Annotated in this window: 19 protein-coding genes and 1 pseudogene; all 20 read left to right on the top strand. The window is 47.8% G+C overall.

What is annotated here, in order from left to right:
* Positions 1–7 precede the first annotated feature (7 nt).
* The 20 genes and pseudogenes from DXA20_RS18665 to DXA20_RS10135 all read left to right on the top strand — a co-directional run bounded on the left by DXA20_RS18665 (position 8) and on the right by DXA20_RS10135 (position 18,054).
* Entirely contained in the window at positions 8–496 is a 489-nt protein-coding gene (locus tag DXA20_RS18665) for an FAD:protein FMN transferase (protein WP_442969691.1), read from the top strand.
* Positions 463–1,071, top strand: a complete 609-nt coding sequence (locus tag DXA20_RS18660; RefSeq protein WP_442969690.1) for an FAD:protein FMN transferase — start codon at positions 463–465, stop codon at positions 1,069–1,071. The genes DXA20_RS18665 and DXA20_RS18660 overlap by 34 nt, the downstream gene beginning before the upstream one ends.
* A gap of 188 nt (positions 1,072–1,259) precedes the next feature.
* A pseudogene (spoIVA, locus tag DXA20_RS10220) lies at positions 1,260–2,734 on the top strand (stage IV sporulation protein A).
* Between the two features lie 290 nt (positions 2,735–3,024).
* On the top strand, positions 3,025–3,630 hold the full coding sequence (locus DXA20_RS10215) for a GTP pyrophosphokinase (protein WP_243100618.1): 606 nt from the start codon (positions 3,025–3,027) through the stop codon (positions 3,628–3,630).
* A gap of 105 nt (positions 3,631–3,735) precedes the next feature.
* Positions 3,736–4,410 (top strand): response regulator transcription factor, encoded by a 675-nt coding sequence (locus DXA20_RS10210; protein ID WP_158577207.1) that lies wholly within the window; start codon positions 3,736–3,738, stop codon positions 4,408–4,410.
* Positions 4,407–5,645, top strand: a complete 1,239-nt coding sequence (locus tag DXA20_RS10205; protein WP_118560572.1) for a sensor histidine kinase — start codon at positions 4,407–4,409, stop codon at positions 5,643–5,645. The genes DXA20_RS10210 and DXA20_RS10205 overlap by 4 nt, the downstream gene beginning before the upstream one ends.
* A gap of 110 nt (positions 5,646–5,755) precedes the next feature.
* Positions 5,756–7,006: a C40 family peptidase gene (locus tag DXA20_RS10200; RefSeq protein ID WP_158577206.1), complete on the top strand. Its 1,251-nt coding sequence runs from the start codon at positions 5,756–5,758 to the stop codon at positions 7,004–7,006.
* A gap of 134 nt (positions 7,007–7,140) precedes the next feature.
* Positions 7,141–8,040 (top strand): hypothetical protein, encoded by a 900-nt coding sequence (locus DXA20_RS10195; protein WP_118560568.1) that lies wholly within the window; start codon positions 7,141–7,143, stop codon positions 8,038–8,040.
* Positions 8,041–8,045: 5 nt separating this feature from the next.
* Entirely contained in the window at positions 8,046–8,819 is a 774-nt protein-coding gene (locus DXA20_RS10190) for a MutS-related protein (protein WP_118560566.1), read from the top strand.
* A 25-nt stretch (positions 8,820–8,844) separates the two neighbouring features.
* Complete coding sequence (gene rnhA / locus DXA20_RS10185) at positions 8,845–9,327, top strand: ribonuclease HI (protein WP_022306220.1); 483 nt, start codon at positions 8,845–8,847, stop codon at positions 9,325–9,327.
* 175 nt (positions 9,328–9,502) lie between these two features.
* The gene (locus DXA20_RS10180) at positions 9,503–10,183 is read left to right on the top strand and encodes a BofC C-terminal domain-containing protein (RefSeq protein ID WP_118560564.1); all 681 of its coding nucleotides are present in this window, start codon (positions 9,503–9,505) and stop codon (positions 10,181–10,183) included.
* Between the two features lie 32 nt (positions 10,184–10,215).
* On the top strand, positions 10,216–11,157 hold the full coding sequence (locus DXA20_RS10175; RefSeq protein ID WP_118560562.1) for an aminoacetone oxidase family FAD-binding enzyme: 942 nt from the start codon (positions 10,216–10,218) through the stop codon (positions 11,155–11,157).
* Positions 11,154–11,456, top strand: coding sequence for an NAD(P)/FAD-dependent oxidoreductase (locus DXA20_RS10170; protein WP_118560560.1), 303 nt, complete (start codon positions 11,154–11,156; stop codon positions 11,454–11,456). The genes DXA20_RS10175 and DXA20_RS10170 overlap by 4 nt, the downstream gene beginning before the upstream one ends.
* An 80-nt stretch (positions 11,457–11,536) precedes the next feature.
* A complete protein-coding gene (locus tag DXA20_RS10165; protein WP_243100617.1) occupies positions 11,537–13,207 on the top strand; it encodes an NAD(P)/FAD-dependent oxidoreductase in 1,671 nt (556 codons plus the stop codon).
* A gap of 103 nt (positions 13,208–13,310) precedes the next feature.
* Positions 13,311–13,550 carry a DUF896 domain-containing protein gene (locus DXA20_RS10160; protein WP_022306216.1) on the top strand — a complete coding sequence of 80 codons (240 nt, stop codon included), beginning with the start codon at positions 13,311–13,313 and terminating at the stop codon, positions 13,548–13,550.
* Entirely contained in the window at positions 13,547–14,116 is a 570-nt protein-coding gene (locus DXA20_RS10155) for a 5-formyltetrahydrofolate cyclo-ligase (protein ID WP_118560558.1), read from the top strand. The genes DXA20_RS10160 and DXA20_RS10155 overlap by 4 nt, the downstream gene beginning before the upstream one ends.
* Positions 14,117–14,281: 165 nt before the next feature.
* A complete protein-coding gene (locus DXA20_RS10150) occupies positions 14,282–15,622 on the top strand; it encodes a S1C family serine protease (RefSeq protein ID WP_158577205.1) in 1,341 nt (446 codons plus the stop codon).
* A gap of 161 nt (positions 15,623–15,783) precedes the next feature.
* Positions 15,784–16,791: an ABC transporter substrate-binding protein gene (locus DXA20_RS10145; RefSeq protein WP_118560554.1), complete on the top strand. Its 1,008-nt coding sequence runs from the start codon at positions 15,784–15,786 to the stop codon at positions 16,789–16,791.
* A gap of 110 nt (positions 16,792–16,901) precedes the next feature.
* On the top strand, positions 16,902–17,507 hold the full coding sequence (locus DXA20_RS10140) for a DUF1836 domain-containing protein (RefSeq protein ID WP_118560552.1): 606 nt from the start codon (positions 16,902–16,904) through the stop codon (positions 17,505–17,507).
* Positions 17,508–17,712: 205 nt separating this feature from the next.
* The gene (locus tag DXA20_RS10135; protein ID WP_022306211.1) at positions 17,713–18,054 is read left to right on the top strand and encodes a YabP/YqfC family sporulation protein; all 342 of its coding nucleotides are present in this window, start codon (positions 17,713–17,715) and stop codon (positions 18,052–18,054) included.
* The last annotated feature ends 42 nt before the right edge of the window (positions 18,055–18,096 follow it).

Raw genomic sequence — 18,096 nt, 5'->3', positions numbered from 1 at the left:
CCATGTCATGAAGCTTTGGAGAGGAAAAGCCGTTTTCGCGGCAGAACTTGTATTTATTATGGTGGTATGCAGCATTACAGGCTGTGTATCACCCTTTTCAGATAAAGAGAAGGGTGCAGAGCCGCTCTCAATATCCGGTTTTGCGTTTGATACCACTTACACGGTCACGCTTTATCAGGGTGGAAGCCGGAAGCTGTTAGATCATTGTGTTTCACTCTGTACAGATTATGAAAAGCTGCTCAGTACTACGAGGAAAGACAGTGAATTATATCAGATCAATAAGGTCAGCAGGGAAGCAGCTGAGAGCGGAGAGGCTGATGGAAGCGTTTCCGTAAAGATTTCAGATCAGATGCATGATATTCTTCAAAAAGGACTTTACTACTGCAAGCTGTCGGACGGCAATTTTGATATTTCGATCGTCCGGTCAGCAGTTTGTGGGATTTTTCCTCCGGGAAAGGCACAGTGCCGGATGCACAGAAGATCAAAGAGGCATTGAAGTATGTGGATTACCACAACATTCGTTTAAAAAAGCATATGCTGATCTTTCAGAAATCCGGTATGGAACTGGATCTTGGCGGAATTGCGAAAGGATATATCGCCGATCAGATCAGGGAGTATCTGACAGAGAATGGCGTTACAGGTGCGGTCATTGATCTGGGAGGAAACATTCTGTGCATCGGTGGAAAGAATAAGGGGGACGATTTCCGGATTGGGATAAGACAGCCGTTTGCTGACCGGGAAGAGACGGTCGCCGTGGTCGATATCAATGGGAAGTCCGTTGTTTCCTCCGGTATTTATGAGCGGTATATTAAGACAGACGAGGGGACAATGTACCATCATATTTTAGATCCGAAGACGGGTTATTCCTATGATAATAATCTCCTCGGTGTGTCCATAATATCGGACAGATCTGTTGATGGAGACGGACTTTCGACAACGGCATTTACACTGGGGCTTTCCGAGGGAATGGATTTGATCGATTCGCTCGATGATGTGGAAGCAGTATTTATTACTAAAGATGAAAAGCTCCATTATTCGAAGAATTTTAAGAAGTATCTTGAGGAAGAGTGACACATAACGTGCTGCAGGTTTCAGTTAAGCGGAAGCCTGCAGCACTTTTTTGGAGGGGACAGAGGGATTTTGAAAGGTGGCAGAGGAATATTGGAATCCCGGGATGCATATAGATAGACAAACAGCAAACCATGCAATGCCCGGTCGGCATGTACCAGTGCATTGCCAATGTATTCCGGGAGGTAGCCATGGAGGAATTTCAGGTATATACAGACATCGCCAGCCGAACCAATGGCGAGATTTATTTAGGAGTGTGCGGTCCGGTCCGCACCGGCAAATCGACATTTATCAAGCGTTTTATGGAGCTTTTGGTGCTTCCGTCGATCACGGATGAGCATGACCGGCAAAGAGCGGTGGATGAACTGCCACAGTCGGCAGACGGCAAAACCATTATGACAACAGAGCCGAAGTTTATTCCGAAGGAAGCGGTCGGTGTGCGGCTGATGGGAGATAATGAGGTGAAGATGCGTCTTATTGACTGCGTCGGCTATATTGTAGATGGGGTCAATGGTCTGACGGAGGACGGCGAGGAGCGGATGGTCATGACGCCATGGTCGAAGGAGCCGATGCCATTTACACGGGCGGCAGAATTTGGAACGCAGAAGGTGATCCACGACCATTCCACGGTGGGCGTTGTTGTTACGACCGACGGCAGTATTACGGAGTTAGACAGGGATGCTTATCTGGAGGCGGAGGGGAGAACGATCCGCGAACTCAAGGACATTGGAAAAGCTTTTGTGGTACTGGTTAATTCAACGCATCCCTACAGCGAAGAAACGGTAAAAATCGTAAATGAGATCAAAGACAGCTACGATGTGGAGGCGATGGCGATCAACGCCAGCCAGCTTCGCAAGGAGGACATTCTGGCGATCATGGAGCGGATCCTTCAGTCTTTCCCGGTGACGCAGATCGCATTTCATCTGCCGAAATGGGTGGAAATGCTGCCAAATGACCATTGGCTCAAAACAGAGCTTTTTGAGAAGGTGCGGGAGATTTTAGGGAAGATTGCAAGGATCAGCGATGTTACCAGAGAACGTTTTCAGGTGGACAGTGACATGATCAAAGAGTTTCATATCCGCAAGATCGGCATGGAAAACGGAAAGGTCTTTATTGATACACTGTTTGACGATTCCAGATATTATCAGATCTTAAGTGAGCTCGTTGGCACAGAGATTCCGGGAGAATATCAGCTGATCCGGCTGTTAAAGGAATATGCTGCACAGAAGGAAGAGATCGGGAAGATCGGTCAGGCATGGCAGGAGGTTCATCAGAAGGGTTACGGAGTGATCACACCGACTACAGATGAGATTACGATCGAGGAGCCGGAGCTGATCCACCATGGTAATAAATATGGTGTAAAGCTTAAGGCGGTCAGCCCGTCTATACATATGATCCGTGCCAATATTGAGACAGAGATCGCTCCGATCGTTGGAACGCAGGAACAGGCAAAGGATCTTCTTGAGTATATTGCCGGTCAGGCGGGACCGGATAAGGACGGAATCTGGGATACCAATATTTTCGGAAAGACCGTGCGCCAGCTTGTCGATGAGGGGATGAGCGGAAAGGTCAATAGCTTACGCAGGAAAGCCAGCTCAAGCTGCAGGAGACGATCCAGAAGGTGATCAACGACAGCAACGGTGGTCTTGTCTGCATCATCATTTAGTGATGACGGGGCGAAGTATTTTATTTTTAAAGGATGTCACAGATCATATCCGTTCACAGGGTATTATATAGTTTCTGAAATTTAATGTTTGCAGTATATGCGTTCATTGATTTTTCATATAAATACGGTACAATATTGCCATGAAGAAAGAATTTGGCGGGTTGTGCCGTATTTGTAATGGATAGGAAATACTTGTAACGTAGTGTGAACCAAAGGCCAAACGCCGGTTTTGCCCTTTTTACCAGACAGAAAGCCTGTCGTTTAATATTTGGAAATAATGAGGTGATATTGTGGAAGATACACAGCTTACATATTATGGTGGATATTATGAACCCTTGAAACAGTTGGAGCAGGAGGTGCTTGGCTGGTTGAATGAAAGGGTGGACGAGCTTGACGGAAAGCATCAGGAAAGACCGGTGGAGCATATCCGCAGCCGTATCAAGACGGCAGAGGGGGTGCAGGAGAAGCTGGAACGAAAGGGCTATGACAATGATGTGGAAACAGCGTTTACACAGCTTTCCGATCTGATCGGGTTCAGACTGGTAACACATTTCGTGGGGGATGTGTACGAACTGGTAAAGTCCATGAAATCGGACACACGTTACCGCGTCGTTAAGGAAAAGGACTATATCGCATTGCCAAAGCCGAACGGATACCGCAGCTATCATGTGATCCTGGAGTGTCCGTTTCCGGAGGCGCCGGATGGTGTGCTTCGTGTAGAGATACAGCTTCGGACGATCGCAATGGACTGCTGGGCGAGTCTGGAGCATGAGATGCGTTACAAGAAAGGAATTACCAATACCGCACTGATCGAAAAGGAGTTGAAGCGCTGTGCCGGGGAGATGGCATCGACGGATCTGTCGATGCAGACACTTCGGGATATGATACGTCAGTAGCAGACCGGGTATGCGTGGGCGTGATAAAACAAAGATGATAGGCGGAAATGCGCAAAGGGAAACCGCATTTTTAATTTTGTCCGGACAGAATTATGGAGGATGACAATGAAGATATTATATGCAGAGGACGAATTGGGATTGTCGATGGCAGTGTCGGAGGTTTTGAAGATGGAGGGCTTTGAGGTGACGTCGGTCATGGACGGACTGTCGGCGGATGAAATCCTTCAGAAGGAACATTTTGATATGGTGGTGCTTGACATCATGATGCCGGGCATGGAGGGAACACAGGTGGCAGAGAATATGCGTAAAAGATCCGATTATACGCCGGTGCTTCTGCTGACAGCCAAGGCAGAAACTGAGGATCGGATCGATGGACTCAACAAGGGCGCGGATGATTATCTGGCAAAGCCGTTTGCCATGGGAGAGCTGGTGGCGCGCGTCAAGGCGATGATCCGGAGAAACCGTGATTATCAGCAGACAGTATTAAATCTTGCCAATGTCACACTGGATCTGGAGAGCAACGAGCTTTCTGCACGATCAGGCAGCCTGATCTTAAGTGTAAAGGAGGCGAAGCTTCTGGCGCTGTTTCTGGAAAAGGAGTCGGTCAGCTATTCTGTGGAGGATATTGCCGGTCAGGTGTTTCAGGGGGAGGTAAGCCCCGAGGAGATCACCCTTTACATGGCATATCTGAACAATAAACTGATTCAGATCCACGGCAATCTGCAGCTTGTCATGAAGGATGACCGGATCTGCATGGAACAAAAGGAGGAATCTGATTGAAGAAATTAAGATGGCGACTTGTAAAAATTGTATTTTTTTCCGTGGTTGTTGTTTTTGCAATTATGAATCTGATCCTGACGGTGAGTCTCAGAACATATAATAACAGTCAGGCAGATCAGATGACGAGGATCATCAGTGATAATAACGGAACTGTTCCCAAAATGAAGGATTACGACGAAAACAGCAGCAATAAGCAGTTTTTCAGGAACAGCTTTTATGAATTTAATGAGGAATCGGCGTACCGGACAAGATATTTCAGTGTGTCCATAAATGCGGACAGACAGATTAAGTCTGTGGACATGGATCACGTTGCCGCTATTGATGAGAAAAAAGCAGTGCGGATGACAAAGCTTGTGTTGTTTTCACCGAAGGAAGTAGGGAATATTGGAAATTACCGGTTCCGCAAGCAATATACCAATGGTGTTGTCAGTGATATTATTTTTCTGGACTGCAAGGAGAGTCAGGAATTTTATCGTCTTGTTGTAACACTTACCATTGGTGTTTCTGTTCTTCTGACATTGCTGATCACGATTATTTTTATTATCGCATCCAAGCGTGTGGTGCGTCCGTTTGAGGTAAACTCCCAAAGGCAGAAGCAGTTTATCACAGATGCCAGCCATGAGCTTAAGACGCCGCTTGCGATCATATCCGCCAATGCGGAAGTGCTGCAGTATAAGGGTGAGCAGAATGAATGGCTTCAGAATATTGTTGAGCAGGCAAAGCGAATGGGAAAACTGATCAACCAGCTCCTTGTTCTGGCGAAGTTGGATGAGGTGCAGGAGAATAATGAGCGGCAGGAAATCGATATGAAGGAGCTGGTCGAGAAGACCGTAGAACCGTTTTATGAGGTGCTTGAGCAGAAGGATGTGACGCTTTCGGTGGAAGCAGAGGACGGTCTTACTGTGCGGGCAAACCGCGAACAGATCGAACAGCTTGTTACGATACTGATGGACAATGCCTCGAAATACGTCAGTGAACATGGAAGCATTGTCTGGAAGCTTGGAAAGAATCACAAGGGGGTTACGTTCTCCGTTGCTAATACCACAGAGGAGGATAAGATTGATACAGCACGGTTATTTGACCGGTTCTATCGCAATGACAGCTCCCGCTCCTCTAAGACAGGTGGTCACGGGATCGGACTTTCTATAGCCAAAAAGATCGTGGATGCACATAAGGGAAGTATTGCGGCGGAATCAGAGGGAAACACGGTTATTTTCTCGGGGATGATTCCATAAATGCATTTATGGTTTGACAAGAAATCGGCATACTGCTATAATTCTTTTGTAATATATGTGTAACATTTAGAATGAATATTTAACATTCTTTGATAGAAATGAGGAATAACATGTACCGAAAGAATATAAAATGGATCGCAGCAGTACTGGCCGCGGTGCTTGTCACTGGTGGTGCAGCGACGATCCATGCAGGCACGGTGGCAACCGAGAAGCCGATGGCGGGCATCAATCTCAGTCTGGACAAGTACAGCGATGCTGTTCTTGCAGAGCAGGAGAAGGAGGAGACCGCAGAGAAGAATATGGAGGTTACGGCAGAGCAGGTATCTGTTAAGAACACATCCACAACGGTTTCTAAGGAGACAACAGACAGCTCTGACAAGAAAACGACCAAGAAGAGGGACAGTCATCTCAAGCTGAATCTCAAGTATGACAGACTTGGTGTTGCAGATGTGGATTCTTACCTGAATGTCAGAAATAAGCCGGGCGAGAGTGCAAAGGTGATCGGCAAGATGACGAAGCATTCCGGCTGTAATATTTATACGATCAATAAGGGCTGGGCGAAGATCGTGTCCGGCAAGGTGAAGGGCTATGTAAAGGCGAGCTATCTGGCAAAGGATCATGAGGCAGAGGAACTTGCCAAAAAGATCGCCAATCTTCGAATCTCTGTGAATACGGAGACGTTAAATGTACGTTATCTTCCTTCAACGGATGCAGGGATCTATGATCAGATTTCCGAGGAGGATGAGTATGATATTTATAAAAAGAACCTGACAAAGAGCTGGCTGAAGAATTATATTGCCAAGAACTGCAAGAAGTCCGATCTTAAGAATATTAATACCGGGAAGATGTACAACAATCTGAAGAACTGGATGTGCATCAGCATTGATAATGAGAAAGCATTTGTCAGTAAGGATTTCGTTAAGGTGACGTTTAATCTTGACCGAGCCGTATCGATCAAGTCATCCGGGATCGCTTCTAAGACATCCTCTGACAATAGTTCCTCAAGCAGCCTGTCATCCATGGTAAATTATGCGATGCAGTTCCTTGGAAATCCATATGTCTGGGGAGGGACAAGCCTGACAAACGGAACGGATTGTTCCGGATTTGTGATGAGAATTTATGAGCATTTTGGATATTCTCTTCCGAGAACTTCTGCCGCACAGGCAGGAGCAACCAGGACAGTAAGCTCCGGTGATGTTCGTCCGGGAGATCTGTTCTTCTACGGAAGTGGCGGGGTAAGCCATGTTGCAATGTATATTGGCAATGGTCAGATCATCCATGCAAGTAACCCGCGTACCGGTATTAAGATCTCATCGGCTTATTACCGTACACCGATCAAGATCGGACGCGTGATCAGTTAAGGGGCAGAAAGCTGCCGGTGTGGCAGTGATTTTGAGTGGCAAAGGATAAATACAGAGACTGTTCTGCAAAAGAAAATTGGCAGAACAGTTTTTTTGTGGTATGATTACTCCAAAATCCAGAATGGAGGCTTGGAATGGAGATAGCGATTATTGTACTTGTGGTACTGATACTGATCGGCGTTAAGGCGTATGTTGATCAGCGCAATTATAAGAAGCGGCTGCGGACAAGGCTGCTGCGGGAATGGGGCAGACCTTCCGAGGACGAGTACGGCATTGAGAAGCTTCAGACAGTGGCAGAATATTTCCGGGCACATGAAAACGATCAGTCGATTGATGATATCACCTGGAATGATCTTGATATGGATACGGTGTATCAACAGATGAATCATACGAAGTCCGCGATGGGACAGGAATATCTGTATGCATTGCTGCACAATCCGCAGGTTGATGCAGAGAGCTTAAAGGAAAGAGAACGGCTGATCTCTTTTTTTATGGAGAATGAGAAAGCGCGTTTTGATCTGCAGCAGGAATTTGCGGCGATCGGTAAGGGCGGTAACTTTTCAGTGTACGGTTATCTGGACAGAGTGGGAATGCTGCAGAAGGAGAATGGGATTAGTTCAGTGATCCAGATGTTTGCGTTTGTGGGGGGTGTGATTTCCTGCTTTTTTGTGCCGGATATTATGATTATGCCAACCGCATTGGTCGCAGCGATCAATATGGTGACCTATTATAAGAGGAAGGCGCAGATGGAGACATTTTACCGTCTGTTTGCCTTTATCGTAAAGATGGTTCGTTTTTCTGAAGCGGTGGCTTCCTTAAATATCCCTGAGACAGAGGTTTATTTTCAGAGACTGAAGGAGGAAGCTGGTAGATTCCGCCATTTCTGCAGAGGAAGCTGGCTGGTAGTGGGTGGCGGTAATATGGAAGGTAATATCACAGATATCCTGATGGATTATGTCCGTCTGCTGACACATGTTGATATTATCAAGTTCCAGTCAATGGCAAGAGAGGTGCTTCGCCTCGGGATGACTTAAATGTGATGTATGAGACGGTCGGTTATCTGGACAGTATGCTTGCGGCTGCCTCTTACCGCGAGATGATGGGAGAATGGTGTGAGCCACAGCTTACACGGGCGAAGGACCGTCAGTTTTATCTGGAGGCGGACGAGCTGTATCATCCGCTTCTGACCGATCCGGTCAAGAATACGATCCATACGCACCGCAATGTACTTCTGACCGGCTCCAACGCATCCGGAAAGTCAACCTTTATCAAGACGGTGGCGATTAATGCGATCCTGGCACAGACGATCCATACAGTGCTTGCGGACAGCTACCGGGCGAATTTCTTCCGGATTTATTCCTCCATGGCACTGCGTGATGATATTATGAGCAGCGAGAGCTATTATATGGTGGAGATCCGTTCGTTAAAGCGGATCGTGGATCAGTCAAAGTGTCAGGGCGAACCGGTGCTTTGCTTTATTGACGAGGTTCTTCGCGGAACGAATACGGTGGAGCGTATTGCGGCATCCACTGAGATCCTTGAGCTTCTCGCCGCACAGAACGCTTTCTGTTTTGCGGCGACACATGATATTGAATTGACAGAGCTTTTGAAGAAGCAGTATGATAATTATCATTTCGAGGAACAGGTGGAAGAGGATGACGTAATCTTTGATTACCGTCTCCGTGAAGGTAAAGCGATGACGCGCAATGCGATCAAGCTTCTGCATATGATCGGCTATGATCCAAAAATCGTTGAGCGGGCGCAGGAACGCGTGGAGCATTTTGTGGAACACGGAAGCTGGCAGATGCAATAGATACGATGATTTCGGGAGGATGACAATGACAAGGATAACAATGTATACAGATGGTGCGGCGAGAGGCAATCCGGACGGACCGGGCGGCTACGGCACAATACTGTCCTTTGTGGATTCCAAGGGGCAGGAGCATATCAGAGAGCTGTCAGCGGGCTATCAGAAGACAACAAACAACCGCATGGAAATGATGGCGGTGATTGCCGGGCTTGAGGCACTCAACAGACCGTGCGAGATTACGGTGTACTCCGACAGCCAGTATGTGGTAAAGGCATTTAACGAGCACTGGCTGGATGGCTGGATCAAAAAGGGCTGGAAACGCGGCAAGAACGAGCCGGTCAAAAATGTTGATTTGTGGAAGAGAATGCTTGCGGCGAAGGAACCGCATCAGGTTTCCTTTCAGTGGGTCAAGGGACATAACGGACATCCGCAGAATGAGCGCTGCGATGAGCTGGCAACAACGGCAGCCGACGGAACCGGTCTTTTGGTTGATGAGGGACTGGAGCAATAGGATCGCTTATAGTCAGAAGAAGCCGGCAGAAAGGCAGAGGAAACGGCGGAAAAGCGAAACGAGCTGACTGGAAGGCGGAATGAACCGGCGATATTTCCGAAAAAATACCGGGATAGAATATTCATGGTAAAATACGGCAAGAATACATAACAAATTCAGAAAGGAATGGTTATGTATGAAAGGAAAAGTATTTCGTTATATTACCGTATGCAGTCTGTTTCTGGCACTGTTTGCGCTTGCCAATTTCTACTGTTATCAGTCTGCAATGAATCAGTTTGAGAAGATGCAGGAGGATTATGAGACGCGGGTTGGCGAGCAGGTGCAGGTGTATGTGGACAATGAGATGGCAGACCGTATGGCACAGATGGAAAAGTCTGTCCGGGAAACGGTACAGACGCAAAATGTCCAGAATACACTGACGGAAAATACCGTGTATCAGGTGCAGAGTCACAATGCGTTGACCGACGAGACAGTGACCGAATACCGGAAGCTGCCGGACGAACTGGTGGGCTGTGACCGGAAAATGGTACAGCAGTTTTGCAGTAAATATAAGGACAGTCATATGTCCGCAAAGGAATTTCTCGACGGGCTGCAGAGTGTCAGTCTGATCTCCTTTTCGCCGGAACGGCTGACAATCTGTAAGAATTTCGATGTCTCCAAGGTAAAGTTTCGTTATTACCTGATCTCCGATGGGACAGAGGTGATCGCCTATTACGGTGATATGAAGACGGTCTATGAACACACAGGAATCAAGATTTCTTCGCTCTCCGCAAAGGAGCGAAAACAGCTTAAGAAGGGGATTGAAGTTAAGGATGAGGAAGAGTTATATGGAATATTAGAAAATTATTCCAGTTAACAGACAATACAACAAGAGAAACGGAGAGAAAGATGCAGGAGGATATCATTGTGATCGGAGCCGGGGCATCCGGCATGATGGCAGCAATCACGGCTGCGGTAAACGGGGGACAGGTTCTGATCTTAGAACAGCTTTCCCAGCCGGGGAAGAAGCTGTATGCTACGGGAAATGGCAAATGCAATTATACAAACCGGTATCAGGAGATGGAATGCTATCGGGGAGAGGATCGCTCATTTATTGAAAGAGCACTGGGGCATTTCTCCTGTGACGATACACTGCGCGAATTTCGCAGAATGGGTATTTTGCCACAGGAGCGGGATGGCTATTATTATCCGGTATCCGGACAGGCTTCCTCGGTGGTGGATGCTCTGGTTCGTCAGATTAAGCTTCTCGGGGTAAAGCTTCACACTGAAGAACATGTGCATGGGATCATACCGCCGGAAAACGGACAGAAAGGCTATCAGGTCAGGACAGACAAGAGAACTTATCAGGCGCGTTGTGTGATACTTGCCGTGGGAGGAAAGGCAGCTCCGGTTCATGGAACAAGGGGCGATGGCTATGCGATGGCAAAGCAGCTTGGACTTAACGTCTTAACACCGCTTCCGGCACTGACCTCATGTGTGTTAAAAGGAGATTTTGCGAAGGAATGGGCAAAGATCCGTGTGAAAGGCAGAGTTTCTTTATACAATAAGGCAGGAGAGCTTCTGGCGCAGGATCAGGGTGAGCTTCAGCTTGTGTCCTACGGACTTTCGGGGATTCCGTTCTTTCAGGTGAGCCGTTATGCGGCAAGAGCGTTGGAGACAGGCGATAAGCCATATCTGTTGCTGGATATTCTGCCGGACTATTCGATGGAAGAGGTAGGGCAGGAACTCACACGCAGACGGGAAGCCTTTGCGGACTATCCGGCGGAGCAGGTGCTGGAGGGGATGGTTCATAAGGTGCTTGGGCGTGTCCTTTTAAAAAGCTTGGCATGAATCCGAAGACACGGGTCGTCGAATGGAGCGAGCGGGATATTCAACGGATCGCAGACCGATTTAAGAACTGGAAGACAGGCATTGCGGAGGTAAGCGGCTTTGATTTTGCGCAGGTAACGACCGGCGGCGTGTTGACCGGACAGCTTGATCCCGACACGATGGAGGTAAAGGATCATCCAGGCTTATATATGACGGGCGAACTGCTGGACGTTGATGGAATCTGTGGAGGATATAATCTGCAGTGGGCATGGACAAGTGGTTATCTGGCAGGCAGGGCGGCAGCAGGATGTGTCCGATAAAACGGACAGTTCCAAAACACGGACACTGATCGGTGGATGAGTGGATCAATACGAAGAGAACAGATAGAAATGAGGATGAAATGATAAAGTTATCACAGATAAAACTCCCTCTGGAAACAATCTGCCGGGAGGTGCCGGCAGAATATGTAAAGCAGGGAGTGATCCGGGAGAAAGAATTATCCCTGGTAAGGAGCGCGGCAGCCGGAAGGCTTCGTGTCCGTGAGGACAATATGAAGGATTTTCGGATCCTGCGGCGCTCAATGGATGCGAGAAAGAAGCATCAGATGCAGTATATTTATCAGGTGACATTTAAGCTCCCTCATGAGGATAAGGTACTCAAACAATACGGCAAAAACGATGCCGTGCGTGTGAAGGAGACGGCAGAGACAACCGGAGAGAACGTGCAGAAAAACGGGACAGGACGCATCGGGAACGGGATGGGCTTACGCCCGGTGATCGTCGGCATGGGACCTGCAGGTATTTTTGCGGCACTGGAGCTTGCCAGACAGGGATTGGAACCGATCGTTCTGGAGCGTGGCTGTGAGGTGGCAAAGCGTCAGCAAAAGGTGTCCGAATTTTGGGACACCGGGAAGCTGGACGATAACTGCAATGTTCAGTTTGGCGAGGGCGGAGCAGGAACCTTTTCGGATGGAAAGCTGAATACACTCGTCAAGGATCCGACAGGACGAGGACGCCGGGTGATGCAGATATTTGTTGATCATGGAGCACCGTCGGAGATTTTGTATCTGCAAAAGCCTCATATCGGAACGGATCTTCTCGGGGAGGTTGTACAGAATATCCGTCGTCATATTATTGAACTGGGTGGTGAGGTACGGTTTGAGACAAAGCTTGTGCGTGCTGTCTGGGAGAATGAGATCTTAAAGGAGATTGTCTGTGAGCACAGCGGCAGACAGGAGACGATCCCCTGTGATACACTGATCCTGGCAACGGGACACAGTGCGAGGGATACTGTAACAGAGCTGTATCAGTCGGGTCTTTTTATGGAGGCAAAGCCGTTTGCGGTCGGCGTGCGTGTGGAGCATCCACAGGAAATGATCGGACAGAATCAGTACGGAGATTTTTATACGAAGCTGCCGGCAGCCGATTACAAGCTTACTTATAATACGAAGGACAAGCGGGGCGTATATTCCTTCTGTATGTGTCCGGGCGGGTATATCGTCAATGCGTCCTCGGAACCGGGGCGGCTTGCCGTGAACGGAATGAGTAACCATGCCAGAGACGGACGAAACGCCAACAGTGCGATCGTCGTGACGGTAGATCCGTCTGATTTTGGAGGAACGGATCCGCTTTCGGGCATTGCGTTCCAGCGCAAATGGGAAGAGGTAGCGTATAACATCGGACAGGGAAAGGTTCCGGTGCAGCTTTTCGCAGACTTTTGTGCAAACCGTAAAAGCACCGGGATCGGAGCAGTGATCCCGTCGATCCGGGGGCAATATGCGCTGGCAAACGTCAGAGAGACATTACCGAAATTTATCGGTGATTCCATCGAGGAGAGCTTTGGTTATTTCGACCGGCGCATTCATGGATTTGCCAGGGAGGACGCCATTCTGGCGGGAATTGAGAGCCGGACCTCATCGCCGGTGCGGATACGACGTGACGAGTCAATGCAGTCGAACATCCGTGGAATATATCCGTGCGGAGAGGGCGCAGGGTACGCCGGAGGGATCACATCGGCGGCAATGGACGGACTCCGCGTTGCACAGGAGATCATCCGGTGTCTGGAACCGTAAATAGAAGCGCATATAAAAATTGCAAAGCGAATAAATAATACTTGTCAATATTATTATGTCTGCAGTCAGGAGCCTGTGGGCGGAGAAAGGAATATAGGATACTATGGACGAAAAGGGAATTCAGAGAATCAATGAACTGGCACACAAGGCAAAGGCAGAGGGGCTGACTGCGGCAGAGAAGGCAGAACAGAAGAAGCTTCGTATGAAGTTTCTTGCAGATATCCGCGCCAATGTCAGATCACAGCTGAATAATATTTCCGTGATCGAAAAGGACGGAAGCATTACAGATCTGGGTGAAACGATCGGAAAGAAGAAGCCGATCCGCATGGAGGATGCGGAATGACAAAGGAGGAAGCCAGAAAGCAGATGCGTAGAATGCGCCGGGACATGACGCCTCAGGAAAGAAGCCGGCAGAATGAAAGTATTCGAAGACAGATCCTTGCAGATCCGGTCTGGAAGGAAGTTTCGTGGTTTTATCCGTTTGTTTCCTATGGAACAGAGGTGGATACGACAGAGCTGATCCGGGAAGTGCTTGCACATCCGGTGCAGGGAAGACGCATCAATGTGGCAGTACCGCGGGTCAACGGGAAGGATATGGAGTTTTATCAGATCCGTTCAATGGAGGAGCTGTGTCCCGGCTATCAGGGCATTTTGGAACCGGCATTGCATTGTCCGATGGTAGAAGCGAAAGAAGGTCTGATGCTTCTGCCGGGGCTTGCTTTTGACCGGAAAGGACACCGTGTCGGCTATGGCGGCGGATATTATGATCGATATCTGGCAAAATACCGGACGGAAAAGCTTCATCGGTATGCTGTGGCATACGACTTCCAGATCGTTGACAACATTGAGAGTGAGGCTCACGATATTGCACCTGACAGGATCATCACTTCACAGAACAAACACAATTAAAACATCTTTTCTTCATAATCACATCACAAATGAAACATAAATCGCTGTTAGAATAAAGCCATAAGATGATGCAAGGGGTAAATGCAGACAGCAATCCGTGGCATCAGCAAGGGAACATCACACATAAGATAGTTTGAGAGAAGAGAAATGAAGGGAGCGATCGTGATGAGAAAACAGGATTTAGGAAAGGTAGCAGCATATGCTGTTGTATTTGGACTGGTAGGTGGCATTACATTTGAGGGCGTTAATTATACGGCAGGTCGTCTGACCGGTAATGCAGCGGTAGAGAGCACAGCATCTCCGGCAAGCAAGCTAAAGACGACATCGACCTCTGCATCGGGCAGTGACGAGACATCAGGAACCGTTTCGGGTGTGGCTGCTAACGTACTTCCGTCGATCGTAGCGATCGATGTAACCGTACAGGAGCAGACGCAGGATGTTTTCGGCAGAACCTATTCACAGGAGGGTTCCGGAAGCGGCTCCGGTATCATTGTGGCGCAGGATGACGACAATCTGTACATCGCAACGAACAACCATGTTGTGAAGGATGCGACAAGCGTATCGGTTAAGTTTAACGACGACAGTGTTTACACCGCAAGTGTAAAGGGAACCGATACGGATTCGGATCTGGCAGTTGTTGAGATTCCGATGAAGGATCTGTCTTCCGATACAAAGAATAATATCAAGGTTGCAACGCTTGGTGATTCCACAAAGGTAAAGATCGGTGAGCAGTCTATCGCGATCGGTAATGCACTCGGCTATGGTACTTCTGTAACGGTTGGCTACATCAGTGCCGTAGACAGAGAGGTTGCTTCTGAGGATGTGAACATGAAGCTTCTGCAGACAGATGCAGCGATCAATCCCGGTAACAGCGGTGGTGCTCTTGTTGATGACGAGGGCAAGGTGATCGGTATCAACTCTTCAAAATATTCGGACACCTCCGTAGAGGGTATGGGCTTTGCCATCCCAATCTCAACAGCAATTCCGATCATCAATGATATTATCGATGCACAGCAGGTATCTGAGGATGAACAGGCATATCTTGGCATTAAAGGAACCGATGTGTCCAGCGAGCTCTCCCAGTATTATAATATGCCGGAGGGTATCTATGTAGGCAAGGTCACACAGGATTCTCCTGCCGGAAAAGCAGGGATCAAGACCGGTGATGTGATCGTGAAATTTAACGGCACAGAGACAACAACGATGGATGGACTGAAGGATCGTCTGGGGCGCTGTAAAGCAGGTGATACGGTCGAGGTAGTCGTAAAGAGAGCCGACAACGGTGATTACAAAGAGGTTACCGTGAAGGTGAAGCTTGGCAAGAAGTCTGATTCGACGGATGAGGACAGCAGTGACAGCGGCCAGAGCAATGATCAGAGTGGCTCCCAGAGCAGTGGCGGAAATAATTCCCAGAATGGAGATAACAGCCGGAACGGATCTCAGGGCAATGACAACAGCCAGAGTGGAAATGGATATAATAACTGGTGGGGTTCCTTCTTTAACTAGAACGGATCGGTTGATTCCCGGCAGACTGCTGCACCCACAGTACCGATAAGCTGCCAAATCACAACATCAAGTTTCCTGCATACCATATTTTATAAATTGTTTGTGCAAAAGAGGACATCAAAGGAGGTGTCCTCTTTTTCGTACAGAAAGGGCAGGTATTTATGAAACGTATCTGGAAAAAGGCACTCTGTGTCGGTATGACAGCAGTTATGACTGCGGGGACATTGTCGGGCTGTGGCAAGCAGGAAAAAGAGCTGACAACAATAAGGCTCAATGAAGTGGCACACTCTATCTTTTATGCGCCGCAGTATGTTGCAATTGAGAAGGGATACTTTGAGGATGAGGGGATTGCGCTTGAGCTTACAAACGGCATGGGAGCGGATAATGTAATGACAGCGGTTGTGTCGGGAGAGGCGGACATAGGCTTTATGGGATCAGAGTCCTCCATCTATGTTTATCAGGAGGGGGCAAAGGATTATATTGTGAATTTTGCACAGCTTACCAACCGTGCCGGTAATTTTCTGGTTGCAAAATCAGCAGATGACTCGTTTGAATGGGAAAAGCTGAAAGGAAAAACGGTGCTTGGCGGCAGGGACGGAGGTATGCCGGAAATGATCTTTGAGTATGTTCTGAAGAAAAACGGCATTGATCCAAAGAAGGATTTAACCATTGTCAAAAACATTGACTTTGGTCTGACTGCGCAGGCATATGCATCCGGACAGGGAGATTATACGGTTGAGTTTGAGCCGTTTGCGGCATCTCTGGAGGCAGACAAAAAGGGCGTTGTCGTTGCATCATTAGGTGAAGCGAGCGGCGATGTGCCATACACGGCATATTCCGCCAAGAAAAGCTATATGAAGGAGCACAAAAAAGAGCTTCTCGCCTTCACAAGAGCAGTGCAGAAGGGGATGGACTTTGTGCAGAGCCACACTCCGGAGGAGATTGCAAAGGTGATCGCACCACAGTTTCCGGAAACGGATGAAAAGGCGCTTGTCACTGTCGTAAAACGTTATTATGATCAGGGAACCTGGAAGGAAAATCTGGTCTTTGAGAAAGCAAGTTTTGAGCTTCTGCAGGATATCTTACAGGATGCCGGTGTGTTGAAGAACCGTCTTTCCTACGATGACCTTGTAGATACGGCGCTGGCAAAGGAAGCTGCCGGAAAATAAGAAACATGCACAAACATGCACAAAAACAGGTCAGTCTTGCCAGAAAGCCGCAAATGCGTTATAATAACAGGTACGAAAAAAATGTGTAAAAGAACAGGAATGAGAGTATTATGCAGAAAAAATACACAAACGAGATTCTGAATCTTCTCCGGAGCATGCAGAATATCGACTATATTACCCCGGATGAGATACCTCAGATCGATCTGTATATGGATCAGGTAACAACGTTTATGGATGAACATCTGCGTTCCTCCAAGCGTTTTGAGGAGGATAAGATACTCACGAAGACGATGATCAATAATTATACCAAGAATAATCTGCTGCCGCCGCCGGTCAAGAAGAAATACTCCAGTGAGCATATGCTGATGTTGATCTATATTTATTATCTTAAGAACTTTTTGTCGATCAACGATATTCAGAGTATATTAAATCCGCTGTCTGACCGCTTTTTCGGGAGCACGGACGGACTTTCATTGAGTGACATCTACAAAGAGATCGTTGATCTGGAGCAGGAGAATATCAATTCCCAGGTCAGAGACATCATACGCAAGCTGAAGAAGTCCGGTGAGGCTTTTGAGGATGTGGAGGATCCGGAGGACAAAAAGCTTCTGACTACATTTGCATTTATCTGCATGCTAAGCTTTGATGTATGGGTGAAGAAATCGGTCATTGAGAATATCATCGACGATACGCTCGGCAGTAAGAAAGAGAAATAGGTATGAAAGCCATGTGGCGGGTTTGAAGGCGCTGCATCGGTTTTATAATGTGTTGTTTTATATGGATCTATCAAAACATCGGAAGGTGCCAGTCACTTTCCGGTGTTTTTTTGCATATAGTAGTAAGAAGGAATCTGGTACAGCGAAGTGTCATAAACGGACATAAAACGCTACGCTTCGCGATACCGGAGAATGGAGCAGACACATGGAACGAAAATACCGTGTCAGACCGGTGAAGCATAAGCATGAAAAAAGAATGAAAGCAACTCCTTCCGGGCAGGATCCGGTGATATCCCGTAAGCTGTCAGGAGTGATGCGGCTGCCGGAGGACATTCTGGTGAAGGCTCCGGTCGTAACGAGCTATGGCAGATACCGGGTATGTATTGAAAATTACCGCAGTATATTAGAATATCAGGAGGAACAGATCCGGATCCAGACAAAGACCGGAAAGATACGTATCGCCGGAAAGTGTCTGGGAATTGCGTATTACCGGGAGGAATGCATGTGTGTTGTGGGCGAGATTCATTCCATAGAATATCAGTTGTGACAGGAAATATGCCGCAGACGATTCAAAAATGGAGGAACAGAG

The organism is Roseburia sp. AM59-24XD, from assembly GCF_003478445.1.
In the GTDB taxonomy this organism is placed as follows: Bacteria; Bacillota; Clostridia; order Lachnospirales; family Lachnospiraceae; genus Jutongia.
Note: the sequence above shows the minus strand (reverse complement) of the source record. Positions and strands in the feature narration are given on the sequence as shown.

What these genes read in the sequence shown, in the direction of transcription:
- DXA20_RS10160 (WP_022306216.1), top strand. Translation starts at nt 13,311, where the DNA reads ATGGACGAAAAGGGAATTCAGAGAATCAATGAACTGGCACACAAGGCA.
- DXA20_RS10155 (WP_118560558.1), top strand. Translation starts at nt 13,547, where the DNA reads ATGACAAAGGAGGAAGCCAGAAAGCAGATGCGTAGAATGCGCCGGGAC.
- DXA20_RS10165 (WP_243100617.1), top strand. Translation starts at nt 11,537, where the DNA reads ATGATAAAGTTATCACAGATAAAACTCCCTCTGGAAACAATCTGCCGG.
- DXA20_RS10170 (WP_118560560.1), top strand. Translation starts at nt 11,154, where the DNA reads ATGAATCCGAAGACACGGGTCGTCGAATGGAGCGAGCGGGATATTCAA.
- DXA20_RS10140 (WP_118560552.1), top strand. Translation starts at nt 16,902, where the DNA reads ATGCAGAAAAAATACACAAACGAGATTCTGAATCTTCTCCGGAGCATG.
- DXA20_RS10150 (WP_158577205.1), top strand. Translation starts at nt 14,282, where the DNA reads ATGAGAAAACAGGATTTAGGAAAGGTAGCAGCATATGCTGTTGTATTT.
- DXA20_RS10145 (WP_118560554.1), top strand. Translation starts at nt 15,784, where the DNA reads ATGAAACGTATCTGGAAAAAGGCACTCTGTGTCGGTATGACAGCAGTT.
- rnhA (WP_022306220.1), top strand. Translation starts at nt 8,845, where the DNA reads ATGACAAGGATAACAATGTATACAGATGGTGCGGCGAGAGGCAATCCG.
- DXA20_RS18665 (WP_442969691.1), top strand. Translation starts at nt 8, where the DNA reads ATGAAGCTTTGGAGAGGAAAAGCCGTTTTCGCGGCAGAACTTGTATTT.
- DXA20_RS10190 (WP_118560566.1), top strand. Translation starts at nt 8,046, where the DNA reads ATGTATGAGACGGTCGGTTATCTGGACAGTATGCTTGCGGCTGCCTCT.
- DXA20_RS10135 (WP_022306211.1), top strand. Translation starts at nt 17,713, where the DNA reads ATGGAACGAAAATACCGTGTCAGACCGGTGAAGCATAAGCATGAAAAA.
- DXA20_RS10210 (WP_158577207.1), top strand. Translation starts at nt 3,736, where the DNA reads ATGAAGATATTATATGCAGAGGACGAATTGGGATTGTCGATGGCAGTG.
- DXA20_RS10175 (WP_118560562.1), top strand. Translation starts at nt 10,216, where the DNA reads ATGCAGGAGGATATCATTGTGATCGGAGCCGGGGCATCCGGCATGATG.
- DXA20_RS10195 (WP_118560568.1), top strand. Translation starts at nt 7,141, where the DNA reads ATGGAGATAGCGATTATTGTACTTGTGGTACTGATACTGATCGGCGTT.
- DXA20_RS10200 (WP_158577206.1), top strand. Translation starts at nt 5,756, where the DNA reads ATGTACCGAAAGAATATAAAATGGATCGCAGCAGTACTGGCCGCGGTG.
- DXA20_RS10180 (WP_118560564.1), top strand. Translation starts at nt 9,503, where the DNA reads ATGAAAGGAAAAGTATTTCGTTATATTACCGTATGCAGTCTGTTTCTG.